The following is a 17,706-nucleotide window of genomic DNA, read 5'->3' as shown; positions in this document are numbered from 1 at the left end:
TTACAAGGTTCTATTTTTCTTTTATACGTTGCTCTATTTCGGGCTTAACGACTAAACTTTTTACACCACTATGTGATTTTTTATCAGTTACAAAAATGGTATTATTAATTAAACCTTGAGAAAAATTAAAATGCGGTCTATAAATAGTTGGATTTAGATCATCGTAGTAATCTTCAAAATTATCCGCACCAATTTCTTGATATTTTGTATTTGAACCTACTGCAACAGGCAATTTATAATGATAACCATATTGAGCAGCAGAATAACGATTTAGTGCATCTTTGTTTTCAACTTCAACACCATAAGGATTATATTTAGTTATGGCACTTGCAAATGTCCAATTTTGCTTATCCATTAACCATTTACCTGTAACATTGTCAATCTTATAAAAAGCATTGTAATCTTTAAAGTGTCCTTTATTTCTGCGATTACTTTCTTCTTGGTTAATTCTGCTTGAAAGATATGCGTATGATCTTATTGGTTTCCATTGTCCTTTAATATTATATAAATATGGATTTACGGGTTTACCTTGACCGTTTAATAACCCAAATTCATTAGGCAAATTATTTTCACATTGTGACTTCCAATCATCAGAGTATTCTATAGCGCTGGCATTGATGACTTTAGGTTTGTTCGTATCCGTTGGTAAATATGAAAATGGATTGATTATTTTACCACCTATTAATTTATCTAAAGGATTTATCATTGCGGTCACAGTTGCCATATTTGAACTCTGTAAATTTTTATTACCCGAATTTACAATCCTTACATTAAAATTACCTGTGATTTTAGGATCTAGATCATTTCCATCCTTGTCCATAAGTTGTATACCATCTGAAGCGACTTTTATCACCCAATATTTAGTAAAGTCATTCAATTGTAATTCGTCACCTATTTTGAATATTTGCGTAATATTTTGTTGACCAGGATTTAAAATTACAAATTTATTACTTGAAGAAGATTTTGTTAAACTACATTCAAAATCAATGTTTTCCGAAGCTAACCCCATACTGGCATAATACCAATATGCTGGATAGTTAAAACTATAATAGTTGTCTTCAAATTCATTTGAAGTTTGTGTTAAAAGTACTTCTCCAGTTTTTGCATCCCATGCCAAGTTTTTAGTAGAAACCTTTGAATTGTTATCGTATACGATTTTTTCAGACAAAAGTCCCATTCTGTGTGTAACTTTTGTGGTAGTAGCTGTACGCATTCTATTCTTCTGATATTGCATATTAGGAATAGGCATTGAAATTGTAATAGGGAAAATACCTATAATAAATATAGCCAAGTTTACATGTGTTCCAAAAGTTTTGGTAATTGATTGACTTTCATTGAAATCATTAACCAAATCTCTGGTTACTCCTATGGTGTTTGTTGAAACATTACCATTTTCATCAATTGTTGTAACATCGTTGTTTAATCCATAGTTACTATCAAGGCTGTAAATATACTCTTCTTTACTTATAAAATTTTGGTCATTTGTAACTCCTTCTGCGTATACTGATGTAGATTTAGGTTTACCATCCATATCATTGGTTTCAACAGAAAATCCTTGTGAAAATGTCAAACTATTATATGAATATATTTTTGGCAAAAAAGCTGAAAGTAGACTGTCTTCAGTGGTATCTACCCAAGGATCGATGTTTGTGAAGTCTGTTTTTGTAGGAAAATCAAGACTTGTATAAAAACATGATACTACTTGTCCTGTTGCATGCTTTTTGACTACTTTATTCGGAACTGATGAATCTTGTTTAGCTAAGTTAGCGACAGTAACACGAGAATAGGTTACCTTAGGAGACGGGAAAAAGGATTCACCAAATGGCAGTTCTACATAATTATTCTCAGCAGGTTGCGAAATCCTATCGGCATAACTTTGATCTTCATAACTATAAAATGGTTTTTTAAATGGATTTTCTTGTGATCCATTGGGTTCAAAAGTTGCAACCCCACTAGATGATGTTCCATCATTCAAACTATATGAATAATTCTGTCCATACATTTCTTTATAAATAGGATTATCTATTTCGCTATTCATCACGTCCCAATTATCACTTAATTGGATACTTTTAACTCTTAACCCCCCACCAAACTTAACTCCTGATGGATTCTCTAAACGAACCCAAGATTTAGAAGTGTCTATTTTGTTTGCTCTTCCTTTCATTTCAAGCATACCGTTAGGGCCTGAGATTATTTCAGCCATCATTGCAATACTGTTCACTAATTCTTTACAAGCAGCAATAAAAGATTTAGTTGTAGCATCACCCTCCATTTGATACATTCTACGGTTGATATTTTGTCTACCGAATCCCCATGCGGTTTTGGATATTGGATTTACATGACTAGAACCTGCAATTCCCCATCTCTCTTAACAGACCTCAAAGGTATAGCTACTATTCCATTACTATTAACTGTCATTTCATTTAGTTTGTCAGTATTAATTAAGAAATAGCCTTTTATAGGTTCATAATCTCCATTCACTAAATCAACATGAGCATTAAAGAAAATAGGCTCAGACAGATTTTCCGAAAGATATTTTTTTCTAAATTCAACTGCACTTAAATTGGCATTTGGTATTTTAACATAGATATATTTAATATGTCCTTTACCAAGCATATCATATAAAATTTGATCCTCAGTTGGTGAATTAGTGTAGCCTACTCCAGATATTTGAAACATCTGCATGGCTTTTTTATTTTGCACATATTTGTAATCATCACTTTCTGTTTCGATATTAATCTCACCTCCAGAAGGTAATTTTATTCTTTTTAACACCCAAGTGCTAGTGTTTTTGTCTGCCGTTGCTTTATCTTGAAATACATAAGGATATTCCGTATTACTTATACCACTAGGGTTTACACTTTTATCTTTAAAGTTATTCCATACATCAAATGATTTCATGTTATAAGCTTCATTGTTGGCATACTCAAAAGCATAAGGAGTATATTTACCCATTAAAGAATTTCTATAAGTAAAATAGATTTTTTTAAGGTTAATTTTCCTTTTGCTTTATTTATGTTAATGGTATTTATAATTTCATCTTCTCCACTGTTACTAGGTACATTAGGGCATAAAGAGTAATCATATTCAAAATGTGCCGTTTTGATAGGAAGTGCATTTGAACCATTTTTTAAATAATCTTCCTTGGCATATAACATGATTTTTGATATATATTTCATTCTTTGACTAGTATCTGCCCCACCATCTTCTCCAGTTACTCCTAAAGCGTCTTTTCTGTCCTTTAACTCAAATACTGCAATATGAGTTTTGGTTACAATTTTGTTTAAGTATACTAGTTCTTTACTTCCATATAAATAATGCCCTTTTTGGTCATTAGGATTAGATTTAACTCCAGCAGAATAAGAGGCTGTCTTAATTTGAGTTGGAACCCTCCAATTATATGTTTTTGGTACGCTATATTCAAATTTAGTGTAATTACCTAAATCCATATCAGATGGCCCATTATTATCAATATCCTGATAATCTGGAGATAAAACACTAGTTATTAGGTAAGAATGAGCGTATTTAGGAGTGGTGGTTTTGTTGTAAAAATGATCACTATCGCTATTTCCAGAGTTTCTAGAATCAGTATAAGTAACTAATTCTTTATCGCTATCTACTACATTTCCATTTAGACCCGAAACATCAAAACTAGCTTCAATTTTAGTATTATTATAAGCTGCTTTTCCATAAATGTAGCTAGATCCATCCGTTTTGATAATTTTTATACCTGCTGTATGATGACTCGGAGCGTTATTCTTAAAAATAAACTTGCCGTCAGCCTTGTTGTTTTGTATTTTTTGTACAACTTGATTTTTTAATTCTCTTTTTGCTCTTGAGATAGGATTGTTGTTAACACTTGTACTGTATTTGTAATAATCCAGTTTTTTCACATCGTATCTTGATTCTAGTTTTCTATTTCCCCATTCTCCAGAAATACCTAATTTCATAGGGCTAGATCCTTCAAATCCATTTATATAATTTTTATCAGTATCCACTCCAAGTTCACCCACCATTCTATAGGATACATTTTGTAGTAGACCCATTTTTCCATATTCAGTAAATCTACCAAGAGCATGATTATGCGTATACCAAGGTCCAGTTACACTTTCTGTAGGTGAATTTTGAAAATCTACACCTATATGAACCGTTTGCCCTGATCCAATTTCAATTCCAAAAGATTGGCTACTAGATTGGTCAATAGTAACATCATTAAATAAGTATCCTACTTGGGTATGATGGGGCCTAAACATACCTGATATACCTTGACCTTGAATAGAAAAAGTGTCATAGGTATAATTGGTTAACGGTAAAACAGTAGAATTTTTGTTTATGGTTGTTTCATTTTCTCTGTTAAAGTCTAAAACACCTTCTCGATTCCCTTTAAGGTGCGTATTGTCATACCCAAATCCTGAAACAGTTTTATCTTTTTCGTGAATATTCTGAAAAGAACCATACCCAGAAATTCTTAATTCACCTTCAATTCCAATAACTTCTCCTCCGATAGTTGCATTGTAGGTTTTGTTGTTGTTTATATAAGATACACGTTTTGTTGGCGTGTAATTATGAGTGTTGTTTAATGATAGGCTTGCCGTTCCATAACCATTCCTATTTAAAGTGTTTCTTGCAAACACAGCAAAGTTACCTCCTCCCTTTAGCATCATGTCGCTATTAAAACAAGAAGCACTTATATTTTGTAATCCTTGTCTACTACTCAAATTTGCAGAAATATTGGCAGTAGTTTTTTCATTTCTAGACTTGTATTTTGCGTCTAATCCTAAATTTGCTCCGCCTTCAGTAGAACCCGACAATGTAAAGCCTACACTAGAATCCATTCCCATTTTAAAACTCATACCAATTGAAGGTTTAAAGCTTAACCCTACATAATTGTTATAATCAACTCCTAATCCCATACTAAATGGGAAGTTGTTACCCAACAATGCAGGACTTACATTGAAATTTGCTCCAATGGTTTTATTTTCACGCATATCGTTCTGATAATTCATCAAATCGCCATTGAAATCGTCTGGTAAACCGCGTACTTGCCTTTCAATTTGTCCGACATTTAAATTCCAACCTAATCCAACCCATGAAGCTTCTTGATCCATAGTAACCCCTGAATTATAGGCCGGGTTAATTGGGTAGCCCCCTACATCCATAATTGGTATATTGTAGTTAAAATCTCCACTTGATAAATCTACCATATCCGAAGTGGCAATTGGAGTAAATGAAGTAAATTCAGGCTGCTTTGGGCCAGAAGTTAAAGCATAAGCAGCTGTTGGAGCTATTAGTTCTACTATAAGATTGACTAATAAATAATACGCAACAATCTTTGAAAAATGACTTTCTCTAATTTTTCTCATAGTTTTATTGGAGTGTCGGCACTGTTAAATTTAAATTTTAAAGTCCCTTTTTTGAATAATTTATCTTTGTATATTAATTGAACCTGTTCATTAGGTTGTATTCCCGAGAAATACAAAAGTATTTTTTGGTAAGGTGCTATTTTATAGGTTCTTTCGTAATTAACTCCTGCACAAGGAATTGTATCTTTTGTAGAGGTAACTACACAAAAATCTTGATCAATTCCGAAAGCTAGGTATTTTAAGCCGTCTTCATAACTAATACCTGTAAAGGAAGGATCCAGTAACTCTTTTTCTTCTTCTTCTTGGAAAATAAATTCTATGACTCTCTCTGTCTTATTCATTCTATAAATAGAGTCGATAGCAAACAGATCTTGATTTCCTTCGTTTTTTAATAAATAGTATTGTATAGGAACTTCAGTTGCTGTAAAACCTATGGCTCCTACTTTTTGAGTACGCATACGGGATTTCCATCCACGCCCTTCTAATTCAAAGAGTTGATAACGTATATCGGAATCATCTTTGGATCCTTTTTACAAGAAATTAAAGATAATAAGGCAACTACTAAATAAAGTAGAACCGACTTAATTTCCTTCATATTTTTGATTTGAAAATTGGATTAAATCAAGTGTAATATCTGCCTTGGAATTAGCATAAATAATTTGTTGCTGCTCTGTAGAACCTATCACTATTTGATAATTTTTTTGAACAGCATATTCTTGAACGTATTCTTGTAGTCTTTTCCAAATTTTAGCGGACTCTTGCATCACAAATGCTTGACTAGCTTGCTCAAATTCGTTACGTTTTAATATGAACTCCTTGTTTAAATTTTGATTGTTTTCGTTTCAGGTGTATTAATTTTAGCATATAAAGAATCTAGAACCGCTTTTTGAGTTCTAAATTCATGCTCTCCTGCTTTCTTCATTTCTTTGGTCATATTAAACCCTTCGAAAAGTTTAGCATTATCTACACATACTACATCAGGTGATTTGAACACCTGAAAAACAATCAATAACAATACAATGAATATGAAAAGAATTAACCCAAGAGGTAGTATTTTGTTATTGCATTTTTCCCAACTAAAACGCATTTTCTTAAAATTTTCCCAAAAGTACGATTTTTAAAGGCTTAAAAAAGTCTAAATCCCTATTTTTATATTTTTATGTACAAAAATTTATTTAAAGAAAAATTGGTTTAACTTGCACATTTTTAATTAATGAATCCAAACTTTGAAAACAAGTACTTTAAAATCCACTTTCTTATTTTTTACTTTTCTCCTATTATGCTCCTTTCAAGATTCTTTTCTTATAAAGAGAATTTCAGATAAAGATTTTCGCTATGAATTCTTTACTACAAACAAAAAGAAAAAACCAGACATAAAAAAAGAATATTTTTGGTTTAAAGGAGGTATGATACATCATGCGCAATATGGATCGGCAGGAGAATTATTGGATGGTAAATTTTCTAAGTTTTACCATAGTAATCAATTAGCTGAACAAGGTACTTTTAGAAAAGGATTAAGAATAAAAGAATGGAAATTTTGGCATCCAAATGGTAAAATTTCCAGTATACAACATTGGGCTTCTGGTGTAAAACATGGAGTATGGCTTTCATTTGACTCAGAGGGTAAGATGATTGAAAGCGGTTTTTATAAAAATAATTTAAAGTCGAAAACTTGGATTAATTATGAACGAAAAGATACTTTAGTTTATAAAAAGGAGAAATTGTTACACCTAAAATTAAAAAGAAATACCACAAAAAACAGAAAGCAAAGAAAGTAAAAGAAAAACAAAAACAATAGAAAAATCTTCTGATACGACTAAACCTAGTTTTTTCAAACGCTTATTTAGCAAGAAAAACAAAACTCATGATGCTCAAGGCACATAGTCTACTTTACGCTATTTACATCTGTTTGTTGGTTTCCATAATTTGTGGTGCTTTACTGTATTTCTTCAATTTATACAGTTTGTTAAATCTGCATTATAATCTGGAAGAGGAATTGTATATTCAAAATCAATCTACTTTAAATTTTGCATTGGGCAATAATTTAAAGCCTATGGATATACCTCTTGACGAGGAAAATCCTTTTTTTAATACCTATGAGGTTAAGCCGTACGGATTGTTGCATCTGGTTACAACACAATCGGTTTTTAAAAATGACACCATCACCGCTACACACTTAGTGGGGGGCTATAATCACTTGGAAACAGCACTTTATATTGCCAATTTCACCCAGAATATTGGCTATCAGGGTATGGTGAAAATCAACGGAACTACTTATTTCCCGTCTCAATATGTTTCACCAACATATCTAACTAATGAAATAAATACATTTGCACACACAGGAAAGAAAGAAATTTCAAAGCTTCAATTACCTGAAATTAATCCTAAATTTGACCGGATTTTAGAAGGTATTCCGGTTAATAAAGGGAATATAAATAATGCAGAAAAGGTTAAAGATTCGCTGTTTTTTAATTCATTTACTAAACCAACTCAAGAAATTCAAATAGCAAGTCAAGTTCGTAATGTTGTTATAAAAGGTAATTTTATATTACGTAATAATGATTCTATTCGGATAGCTAAAAATGCTATTTTGGAAGATGTAATGGTTGTTGCTCCTAAAATTTCAATTGAAGAAGGTTTTAAAGGGAATGCTCAGTTTATAGCCACCCAAAAAATTGACATTGCCCCTAAGGTGACTTTAACCTATCCTTCTGCGGTGATTCTAAAAAGTGATGCACAAGAGGAAACCGAAATCAAAATCCACAAGGAAACAAAAATACTAGGCACTGTGGTTTTATTTGGTTCTAGTTTTGAAAATTTAGCTAAAAATAGTTTACGTATTGAGGAAAAGTGTCTGGTAGTGGGTAGTATTTATTGCACGGGTAAACTCGATTTGCAAGGCACTGTATATGGTTCGGTTTTTACCAATAAAGTTTTTCGAAAAACCAATTCCTCGGTTCATGAAAACATCCTACACAATGTAACCATTGATGTTAGTAAAAAGCCAAGTTATTTTATGGATTTTCCGTTATTTGACGACCCCAAAGCACGTTATGGTATCATTAAAAAACTTAAGTAAGCTAAGAGCCAATTCTATTTTAGAGTCGGTGGTGGCCTTATGTATTATTTCCATCTGCCTTTATATTGCGATGGTTGTTTTTTCAGTTGTTTTAAGTCCAAAAGCATCGCCAAAATTTTACAATACCCAACACAAAGTCAACGAACTTTTTTATCTAGCACAGGTCAATAGCGACTCATTGCATACGCAAGCGGAAGAAATAGATATTGAAGAAGAAATGGCAACGGGACAAGTAAAACAATGGAAAGTTACTTATAAAGATAGCACGAATCAGATTTTTGAAAAGCAATTTTACCTTATCAATGAAGAAGAATAACCCTTACTTAAAAGCTTTTTCGCTATTGGAAGCTATTGTTTCTATGGCTATCGCGGCTATAATTATGGGACTCACTTTTGTTATTTTTTCAATGATTACGGAACGTATGTTGGATTACAAAAAGCAAAATCAAGCAACCCATGATGTAAACCGGCTTACGTATAGCCTACATAAAGATATTTTTGACAGTGATAAAATGGAGTTTTTAGAAAATCAACTTCATTTTTCTAACTATACGGGTTCGATTGTGCGATATTATTGGGAAGAACACTATATAATAAGGCGTAACGAAACTTTTGTAGATACTTTTGATATAGCTGTAAAGCATTTTCAAATAGATTCGTTGCATAATCGTTCAGGGAAATTGCATTTTCAAAAAATAAAAATGAAAATAAGTTCGGACAGCTTACTGATGGATTTGAATTTTTACAAACCTATTTTTGCTCAGGACTTGATACAAAAAAAATATAAAGATGAGTTTTGATTTAAACACCTATAAAAAGAATACTTCTACTACTTCGGAAAAATCTTCGGATACCTTTTCTTTTTCGTTGGGTAAAAAATTCTCTGACAAACAAAAAGAAAATTTTTATAGAGAATTAGGTCTTTTGTTAAAATCGGGCGTTGATTTCAAAAAAGCTTTAGAGATCCTGAGTCAACAATCGACACACAAAACCGAAAAGGAAATTATCGTTTCGGTAAAAGCAAAAGTGAGTCAAGGACGAACCATTTATGAATCTATAAAAGAAACCAATCAGTTTTCACCATACGAATATTATAGTATTCAAATAGGCGAAGAAACACGTAAGTTGGAAGAAATTTTATTGGAACTTCAAAAATACTTCAACCGAAAAATTCAGATGAAACGACAAATTGTTTCGGTATTAACCTATCCTGTCATTGTGTTAGTAGTTACTTTTTTGGTACTGTATTTTATGTTGAATAAAGTAGTTCCTATGTTTAGTTCGGTTTTTAAACAATTCGGAAATGAATTACCCCAAAGTACTCAACTCATTATCAGTTTATCGAATCATTCGGGTACGATATTTGGAAGCCTTTTCTTTGTAATCATTGCCGTAACGCTGTTACATTATAGTTTAAAAAACAAAGCAGGTTATCGTGCTTTCATTAGCGCTTTGCTCTTGCGCTTACCTTATTTTGGAAAACTGATTCAGAAAATATACCTGTCTCGGTTTTGTCAAGCCATGAGTTTGCTAATCACTTCGCGCACTACATTAATAAACGCTTTATCACTTACCTCAAAAATGATAGGCTTTTATCCCATTGAAAGTTCCATTGAAACCATAAAAAAAGACATTACTAAAGGAGCTTCACTGAGCGAGAGTTTGCGTAAACATACCGTTTTTGAAACAAAAATGATTTCAATGATTGAAGTTTCAGAACAAATCAATCAGTTGGACAGTATGTTTGAAAAACTTACCGAGCAATACAACGAGGAAGTCAACCATCAAACAAAAATGATAGGTGTGGTACTCGAGCCATTACTCATTATTATTATAGGCGTAATTGTAGGGGTTATTATGGTGTCTATGTATGCGCCTATGTTTGACTTGAGTAAGATTATCAAAAATTAATACTGTCTTGTCCTGAGATAGATTTACACAAAATTGTAATTTATAAAATATACTCACGTTATCATGAGGTGATTTGTATACAACATCAACTACATAAAAAATTATACTTTTAGAATAATTTTTTGAACTTTTAGAGTAATTTTTCAAAAGCACATTGTGATTAGATTCGCAAAAAAAAATGCTTATGAAAAAAATTTACACATTATTTTATGCTCTCTTACTAAGTTTAACAACAAATGCTCAAGAGACCGCTTTTTTTGTCCACGCTCATCAGGATGATGCAGTATATTTTTGTGGCGTTCCTCTTTTTAACAAAGTTAGTTCTGGTATAAAAACAGTTGCTATCGTTACTAGTGCTTCAGATCAAGGTGCTCATGACGGGGTTTATACTCCAGATGTAGGTTCTGGTATAACTACTCCTTTCTATCAAGCACGAGATTATGGTTACAAAAAAGCCTTGGAATATTGTTATACTAATTACAATACACCATTACCTTTTAAGGAAAGTACTACTGAAGTTTTAATGGCTGGAAAAAAAGTTAGAAAATGGACTTATGGAAATAATATAACTATGTACTTTCTTGATCTACCAAATGGTCAATGTTGTAGTTTAGACATGGGAGGTTATCCAGCAAATGATAATCAGTCAATTGAAGGTTTGAAAAAAGGTAAAATAAAAAGTATTACGAATGTAACTGGAACTTCAACATATACATGGGCTGAATTAAAAGCAACAATCAAAGCAATTTTTAATACTGAAAAGGGCAGTACATCCAATGTTTATTCAACTGATGTAGATATGGCAATTAATCCCGGTGATCATGCAGATCATTATATTACTTCTGTATTAGCATTGGAAGCTATGGATGGCATGACAGATTTTACGTCTAATCAACATATAGATTATCAATTATCAAATTTGGATATACCCAATTTATCTAATGCAGATGTTATAAAAAAGATATCTACTTTTGGTGCTATGATTTCGGGGATTGGAACCAAAGGATATAGAGCTTCACGTCACTTTGACTCACATTATGAAAGATGGTTTTTAACAGAAAGTATTAGGACTGTTAAAGATACTCATGATCAATTAGTTAATTTAAATTCAGATTTAGGAGGAAATCCATTTATAGTAAATACGAATATTGCTTTAAATAAACCTACAACTGTTAGTGGTTCAGATATATCAAGCACCGATGGACCTAAAGCTAATGATGGCAATTTAAATACATATTGGGGTAACACTGCTTATCCACAATGGTGGAAGGTAGACTTGGGTACCAATTACAATGTTGATGATATTACTGTTGTTAATTATTTTAAAGATACAAGATATTATAAATATACGATTTCAAGCTCTGTTGATGGGGTAACTTGGACTCAAATTGCATCTAAGTCTGATACATCTGATGCTACACAAGCAGGTAATAATTTCACTTTTAGCACTCCTGTTTTGGCTCGATATTTAAAAGTAGATATGACTTATAATTCAGTAAATCAAGGAGTGCATATTTCTGAATTTATTGCTAAAGGTTCCTTAGCTAATGTATCTTCACGAATGAGTATTAAAAACACTATTTCAGATAAAAAATATTTTAAAAACCCGATAAAGAAAGGAGAGATTTTAAATATTGTTTTTGATAATTCTACAAGCAACATTATAAGACTTTTTGATTTGAATGGTAAACAATTATTCAATGAAATTTTTAATCAAATTTCTGCTAATATTAATACAGATTTTCTTGAAAAAGGAATTTATATACTAATGATCAATGATGAAAAAACTAAATTAGTTGTTGAATAATCAAAATATATCTTTTTTATAAAATTCCAATGCTCGGAAATGACGCAAAGTCAGTCTCAACACAATCGTTCGTACAATTTTACAAATCGTGTCTACAATAGTGATAAAGACAAAAGCAACTCTTGCGAGTTGCTTTTGTCTTTTATAGTGCTAACTTCGTTTTATGAAAATCTAAAAGCTTATTTATCTTTTGTTTTTTTAATGAAAGTAGAACGTACTAAAAAGCGTGTATTTTTCAATTTAAACACTATACAAATAGCAGCAGAATTTATAATTTATAAGCTGTAAAAATTAATATTTTTTACATTTGTATTATAAAACAAAACCTATGTCATTATTTTATAAATTATCTATAAAGGAAATAAAAAGAGAAACTCCTAACTCTATTTCAGTAGCTTTTAACGTTCCATCAGAGCTTAAATCTTTTTACAAATTTACTGCGGGGCAATATGTTACCTTAAAACTAACATTAGACGGTCAAGAAATACGAAGGGCTTATTCCTTATGTTCAGCTCCATCATCTGATGAGTTCCGTATAGCTATTAAAGCCGTAAAAAATGGGAGGTTTTCAAAATTTGCAAATGAGCAATTGAAAGAAGGTCATATACTAGAAGTTGGTTTACCAGAAGGACGTTTTATTTTTGAGCCACAAACTGACCGCCAACGAAACTACATAGGATTTGTAGCTGGGAGCGGTATTACACCCGTAATGTCTATTTTACAAACCGTTTTATTACAAGAACCTAAAAGCTCATTTACACTTGTTTATGGAAATAAAACCCCTAATGAAACTATTTTTTATCATCAATTAACTGAATTGCAAAAACAGTTTTTGGGTAGACTAACCATTCATTATGTATATAGTCAAGAAGAAGTAGAAGGCCAACTAAAAGGTAGAATTAACAAATCAGTTGTTAATACCATTCATCAAAAACACATCGGGCTAAAATTTGACAACTATTTTTTATGTGGCCCAGAAGAAATGATTGATAGCGTTAATAGTGCTCTAAAAGAAAAAGGTATTGCAGAAAAAGATGTTAAATTTGAATTATTTTCTACTTCACCAACCATTGAAAATACACCAGCTAATCCTCCCCATTCTTTGGATCACGCAAGAATTAAAGTTATTTTAGATGGTGATGAAGCGTTTTTTGAAATGTCTACTAAACAAACCTTATTAGAAGCTACTTTAAAAAAAGGCATGGATGCTCCTTATTCTTGTCAAGGAGGTGTTTGCAGCAGTTGCATTGCTCGGGTTACTTCTGGAAATGCTGTTATGAAAAAAAATTCAATTTTAACGGATAAAGAAATTGCTGATGGATTAATTTTAACCTGTCAAGCACATCCTACATCAGCTGAAATCACAATAAATTTTGACGATGTATAAAAGAATAAAAGGATTTGGTTTTTATAAAGCTAAATCCTTTTTTATTTTATCAATTATTATTTGTGGCGCTATAGTACGCATTACGTCCTCATACCCTTCTACTTTCTTATTTCCGTAAACGGAAGTCGGTAATAAGGGATATTTTTCTCTATCAGCTATCAGACAATTTTCTAAAGGTTGGTTAAATGGGCTAAATCCAGAATATGGGTGTGTTGCTCCCCAAAGAGTGATTACATTTACTCCTAACATAGAAGCTATATGACCATTTCCTGAATCCATAGAAAGCATTAAATCTAAATTAGAAATCAAATCTAATTCCTCTTTAAGATTAATTTTACCTGCTACTACTTCTACATTAGAATAATCTTTCTTAAGTTGATATAGTTTTGCTGTTTCTACCTTTCCCCCACCAAATAAAAATATCTTAATTGGTTCTTTTACTAAACCTTCTATAACTTCTTGCATTAAATCTAAAGGGTATATTTTAGACTCATATTGAGCAAAAGGTGCTATTCCTATCCATTTTTTATTCTTATCTCCTGTTATTTTAAGAATTGTATCCGATAACAAAGCTTTATTAGGAAATTGTGGGTTTAACAAATCAAACGTGAAACCCAACATAAGGAGTGTATCTCTATGTCTTTCAAACATAGATTTTACAGGTGCAAAAACTTTATTATTAGCTCGAGTTAATGCCCTATTATCCTTACGCTCTTTGTCTGTAAAAGCTACTTTTTTTCCACTAACAGCAAATAATCCTCTAATAACTTTTGAACGAAGTACATTGTGAAAATCCGCAACAGCATCAATATTCATTTTTTTCAAATCATTATACAAACGTACAAGTCCAATCATCCCTTTGTGCCTATTGTTAAGATCAACTGAAAAGAAATAAACATTTTCTAAATCGTTAAAAAAAGGTTTAAAAAAGGGACGTGAAACTATTGTAATTTTCAACTCAGGATAATTTAAAGACAATGCTCTTAAAACTGGAACTGTCATCGCAACATCTCCCATAGCTGACAAACGGATAACCAATAGATGCTTCATATTACATTTTAAAAAACAAAAACCATTAATAATTTCAAATAAAATAAATACTTAAAACTTCATTTACTAATGGTTTTCTGAAATGAAATTAAAATCATTATTTATTTTGATACAAAACGGGGTTTAAAGCCTCATCATTGTACATTTTCATCTGTTTATAAACTTTCATATACTTATCTCCATTTTCAATATCTTCAATTAATTGACTGATTGAAATAAACATATCGTTTTTTTGTTCTAATAACACATTCAATTTTTCTTGGCATTTTGCTCTATGCTCTTCTGTAGCTGTTAATCGAGTAGCCTCTTCATTCATGTGATAAATCTTTAGAGCTAAAATAGATAATCTATCAATAGCCCAAGCAGGACTTTCTGTATTAATACGGGCATTGGACTTTACTTCAATAACAGCATATTTTTTAAGAAAATAACTATCTATATATTCTACCATATCAGTACGTACCTGATTTGAAGCATCTATTTTACGTTTTAAATCTAACGCTTCTACAGGATCAATATGGGGATCTCGAATGATATCCTCATAATGCCATTGAACTGTATCAACCCAATTTTTAGCATAAAGCAAATGCTCGATAGAACCTTTTTCATAAGGATTTATTATTTCTTGACAAACATCGTCTTTTATATGATACTCTTGAATACTTCTTTCAAATATAGGAAAAGCAAATTCTGCGAACATAGATCAGTTATTAAAATGTTCCACAAAATTATGTATTTTTACGAAATTAATTCATCTTATATGAACCTTAATTTTTTATTTAATAGTGGAAAAAATCCTAAATGGAAATACTATCTAAGTAATATTATGTTAAATTCTTTGCCAAATTTTATATTTAGAAGGCAATATCAAAAATTAATCACTGATTTTAATTCAAGATCTGATAAAGATTATATACTAGAAAGGGTAAATTACTACAACAAATTAGAGCAAAAAAATAGTTTACCCCTGCACGCTAAACAACTAAAAGAAAACAAAATAGAAAAAGCTGGATCTGTATATTATTATGACACGGAATTTATAACTAGATATTTTAGCCCTACTCTTAATTTTTTTACCTGCTATGGCGATATAACACATATCCCTAATGAACCTTCTATTTTAAAAAGTAGGCCTATTGTTGGAAATAATGAGAATAGCGTATTACTAAATCTTGATAAAGTAAGACACTTTATTTTTTTAAGAGATAAGAAGAAATTTGAAGAAAAAAACCAACAAAGCAATATTTAGAGGAAAAATAATAGGCAAACAACAAAGAATTAATTTTATGAATATTTTTTTTGGAAATCCTTTATTTGATATTGGAGATGTTTCAAAACATATTACAAAACCCGAATGGAAAGTTCCTAAAAAAACATTATGGCAACATTTAGATTATAAATTTATCATGGCATTAGAAGGCAATGATGTTGCAAGTAATTTAAAATGGGTTATGTCATCTAATTCTATTGCTGTAATGCCAAAACCAACGTATGAAACATGGTTTATGGAAGGAAAACTAATACCTGACTTTCACTATATTGAGGTTGATGCAGACTTTTCTAATTTAGAACAAAAATTAAATTATTATATAGAAAATCCATCAGAAGCAAACCAAATTATAAGAAACGCAAATACTTATTGCAAACAATTTTATGATTCAAAAAGAGAAAAAATAATAGGATTACTTGTAATGAAAAAATATTTTGAAAAAACCAATCAAATTTAATCTATGAAAATACACCATATAGCTGAACAAAATAGCATTTTAAATCATTTCTTAACAGAAATAAGAGATCTGGATGTACAAAAAGATCGTATGCGTTTTAGAAAAAACATAGAACGCATAGGAGAAATCATGTCCTATGAAATAAGTAAAACATTAGATTATCAAGATATTGAAGTAAAAACACCTCTTGGCATAAAACATACATCTAAATTAGCTACTCCTATTGCTTTATGCTCTATATTAAGAGCTGGACTTGCTTTACATCAAGGTTTTATCAACTATTTTGATGAAGCTGAAAATGGTTTTGTATCAGCTTATAGACATCATTATAATCATGATGACAATTTTGAGATATTAGTAGAGTACCAAGCCATTCCTTCCTTTAAAGATAAAAATCTTATACTGATAGATCCTATGTTAGCAACTGGTCAATCTATAGTTGCTGTTTTAAACAAATTACATCTAGAACATCAACCTAAAGAAATTCATATAGCTGTAGTTATTGCTGCTCCAGAAGGTATTCAATACCTAAAAAATAACTTACCTAAAAACAGCCATTTATGGATTGCTTCTATAGATGAAAAACTAAATGAAAAAAATTATATTATTCCGGGCCTTGGAGATGCAGGCGATTTAGCATACGGTGAAAAATTATAATATTTGTAACAAATAAGTAACTAAACTTGCCAATACTAATAAAAGAACAATCCCTTCTTTTAACCAGATTTTCTTGATCGTTTCTAAATAATTAGTTAACATAATAGCTACGGGTACAAAAGTATATATCAAGTAGCTATTGTGTTTTTCGGGCATTACAAAGTAAACTGCTAACGCTATTAAAAAAGCAAATATAATTTTACGATAAGAAGAAATTAAATGAGACATTTTACTTTGTAAAATAAATAACATACTTACAAAGGCAATTAAAGATACCAAAATATAAATTGCTACTGCTATATTTTGAAAGATATTAGTCAAATCTTTTACCTTAAAGTCAACATAAATCTGCTTAGGATATAAGGTCAAAAACGCTGGATATAAAGCCAAAGAAAACATTAAACCAATTACTAAAACAGTAAAGAAAGCTATAAAAGGAATAAGCCAATTACGATAATCTCTTGATACATGAAGTATAATAGATGAAAAAACAAGTAATAAAAAAGAATACACCAAAAATTAATCAAGGAAGCTAAAAAAATCCATAATGAAGCATCAAAAATTTTTTCTTTAGGCGTAATCATAGAGTGCATAGAAATCAATCTTCGTAAAGCCAATAATATAAAAGCGTTGGATAGGATTAATTTTAGATCCGATAGTGTATCTGGAAATAATATTAAAAAAATAAAAAACAATAAGAAGGTATAACTATTATCTTTACTCAA

The 17,706-nt window shown here is 30.9% G+C and carries 19 protein-coding genes; 10 read left to right on the top strand and 9 right to left on the bottom strand.

From position 1 onward, the window contains the following. Window positions 1-10: 10 nt before the first annotated feature. The 6 genes from JJC05_RS09370 to JJC05_RS09345 all read right to left on the bottom strand — a co-directional run bounded on the left by JJC05_RS09370 (window position 11) and on the right by JJC05_RS09345 (window position 6,450). The gene (locus JJC05_RS09370; RefSeq protein WP_235877287.1) at window positions 11-2,281 is read right to left on the bottom strand and encodes a hypothetical protein; all 2,271 of its coding nucleotides are present in this window, start codon (window positions 2,279-2,281) and stop codon (window positions 11-13) included. 53 nt (window positions 2,282-2,334) lie between these two features. Next, window positions 2,335-2,955 (bottom strand): hypothetical protein, encoded by a 621-nt coding sequence (locus tag JJC05_RS09365; protein WP_235877286.1) that lies wholly within the window; start codon window positions 2,953-2,955, stop codon window positions 2,335-2,337. Beyond that, on the bottom strand, window positions 2,955-5,363 hold the full coding sequence (locus JJC05_RS09360) for a hypothetical protein (protein ID WP_235877285.1): 2,409 nt from the start codon (window positions 5,361-5,363) through the stop codon (window positions 2,955-2,957). The genes JJC05_RS09365 and JJC05_RS09360 overlap by 1 nt, the downstream gene beginning before the upstream one ends. Continuing rightward, window positions 5,360-5,821 (bottom strand): hypothetical protein, encoded by a 462-nt coding sequence (locus JJC05_RS09355; protein WP_258928386.1) that lies wholly within the window; start codon window positions 5,819-5,821, stop codon window positions 5,360-5,362. The genes JJC05_RS09360 and JJC05_RS09355 overlap by 4 nt, the downstream gene beginning before the upstream one ends. Before the next feature lie 123 nt (window positions 5,822-5,944). Next, entirely contained in the window at window positions 5,945-6,172 is a 228-nt protein-coding gene (locus tag JJC05_RS09350; protein WP_235878858.1) for an OmpH family outer membrane protein, read from the bottom strand. 11 nt (window positions 6,173-6,183) lie between these two features. Next, window positions 6,184-6,450 (bottom strand): hypothetical protein, encoded by a 267-nt coding sequence (locus JJC05_RS09345; RefSeq protein WP_235877284.1) that lies wholly within the window; start codon window positions 6,448-6,450, stop codon window positions 6,184-6,186. Window positions 6,451-6,589: 139 nt separating this feature from the next. Here JJC05_RS09345 and JJC05_RS09340 point away from each other — a divergent pair, with 139 nt between their 5' ends. The 7 genes from JJC05_RS09340 (at window position 6,590) to JJC05_RS09310 (ending at window position 13,547) form a co-directional block, all read left to right on the top strand. Then, window positions 6,590-7,141, top strand: a complete 552-nt coding sequence (locus JJC05_RS09340; RefSeq protein ID WP_235877283.1) for a toxin-antitoxin system YwqK family antitoxin — start codon at window positions 6,590-6,592, stop codon at window positions 7,139-7,141. 86 nt (window positions 7,142-7,227) lie between these two features. Continuing rightward, window positions 7,228-8,442 carry a hypothetical protein gene (locus JJC05_RS09335; protein ID WP_235877282.1) on the top strand — a complete coding sequence of 405 codons (1,215 nt, stop codon included), beginning with the start codon at window positions 7,228-7,230 and terminating at the stop codon, window positions 8,440-8,442. Continuing rightward, window positions 8,417-8,758: a hypothetical protein gene (locus JJC05_RS09330; protein WP_105196261.1), complete on the top strand. Its 342-nt coding sequence runs from the start codon at window positions 8,417-8,419 to the stop codon at window positions 8,756-8,758. The genes JJC05_RS09335 and JJC05_RS09330 overlap by 26 nt, the downstream gene beginning before the upstream one ends. After that, window positions 8,745-9,242 carry a PulJ/GspJ family protein gene (locus tag JJC05_RS09325; RefSeq protein WP_235877281.1) on the top strand — a complete coding sequence of 166 codons (498 nt, stop codon included), beginning with the start codon at window positions 8,745-8,747 and terminating at the stop codon, window positions 9,240-9,242. Before JJC05_RS09330 ends, JJC05_RS09325 begins: the two co-directional genes overlap by 14 nt. After that, on the top strand, window positions 9,232-10,353 hold the full coding sequence (locus JJC05_RS09320; protein ID WP_235877280.1) for a type II secretion system F family protein: 1,122 nt from the start codon (window positions 9,232-9,234) through the stop codon (window positions 10,351-10,353). The genes JJC05_RS09325 and JJC05_RS09320 overlap by 11 nt, the downstream gene beginning before the upstream one ends. A 184-nt stretch (window positions 10,354-10,537) precedes the next feature. Beyond that, window positions 10,538-12,160 carry a galactose-binding domain-containing protein gene (locus tag JJC05_RS09315; protein WP_164849094.1) on the top strand — a complete coding sequence of 541 codons (1,623 nt, stop codon included), beginning with the start codon at window positions 10,538-10,540 and terminating at the stop codon, window positions 12,158-12,160. A gap of 328 nt (window positions 12,161-12,488) precedes the next feature. Next, the gene (locus tag JJC05_RS09310; protein WP_235877279.1) at window positions 12,489-13,547 is read left to right on the top strand and encodes a ferredoxin--NADP reductase; all 1,059 of its coding nucleotides are present in this window, start codon (window positions 12,489-12,491) and stop codon (window positions 13,545-13,547) included. Between the two features lie 21 nt (window positions 13,548-13,568). On the opposite strand, the gene JJC05_RS09305 is transcribed toward JJC05_RS09310, so the two are convergent. Together JJC05_RS09305 and JJC05_RS09300 are read right to left on the bottom strand one after the other, a co-directional pair. Beyond that, window positions 13,569-14,597 (bottom strand): glycosyltransferase family 9 protein, encoded by a 1,029-nt coding sequence (locus JJC05_RS09305; protein ID WP_105196256.1) that lies wholly within the window; start codon window positions 14,595-14,597, stop codon window positions 13,569-13,571. 97 nt (window positions 14,598-14,694) lie between these two features. Then, complete coding sequence (locus tag JJC05_RS09300; RefSeq protein WP_088391128.1) at window positions 14,695-15,297, bottom strand: DUF4254 domain-containing protein; 603 nt, start codon at window positions 15,295-15,297, stop codon at window positions 14,695-14,697. A gap of 30 nt (window positions 15,298-15,327) precedes the next feature. Here JJC05_RS09300 and JJC05_RS17190 point away from each other — a divergent pair, with 30 nt between their 5' ends. The 3 genes from JJC05_RS17190 to upp are packed head-to-tail and all read left to right on the top strand — an operon-like array spanning window position 15,328 to window position 16,981. Continuing rightward, on the top strand, window positions 15,328-15,846 hold the full coding sequence (locus JJC05_RS17190) for a hypothetical protein (protein WP_258928381.1): 519 nt from the start codon (window positions 15,328-15,330) through the stop codon (window positions 15,844-15,846). Then, entirely contained in the window at window positions 15,815-16,324 is a 510-nt protein-coding gene (locus tag JJC05_RS17185) for a glycosyltransferase (protein WP_258928379.1), read from the top strand. Before JJC05_RS17190 ends, JJC05_RS17185 begins: the two co-directional genes overlap by 32 nt. 3 nt (window positions 16,325-16,327) lie before the next feature. Next, window positions 16,328-16,981, top strand: coding sequence for a uracil phosphoribosyltransferase (upp, locus tag JJC05_RS09290; protein WP_088391130.1), 654 nt, complete (start codon window positions 16,328-16,330; stop codon window positions 16,979-16,981). Here the strand turns inward: upp and JJC05_RS17180 are convergent. Continuing rightward, window positions 16,976-17,494, bottom strand: a complete 519-nt coding sequence (locus JJC05_RS17180) for a DUF6427 family protein (protein WP_258928376.1) — start codon at window positions 17,492-17,494, stop codon at window positions 16,976-16,978. The two genes, upp and JJC05_RS17180, sit on opposite strands and share 6 nt — an antisense overlap. Between the last annotated feature and the right edge of the window lie 212 nt (window positions 17,495-17,706).

The organism is Flavobacterium davisii (genome assembly GCF_019565505.1).
GTDB lineage: Bacteria > Bacteroidota > Bacteroidia > Flavobacteriales > Flavobacteriaceae > Flavobacterium > Flavobacterium davisii.
The sequence above is the reverse complement of the archived record's forward strand: the minus strand, read 5'-3'. Positions and strand labels throughout refer to the sequence as shown.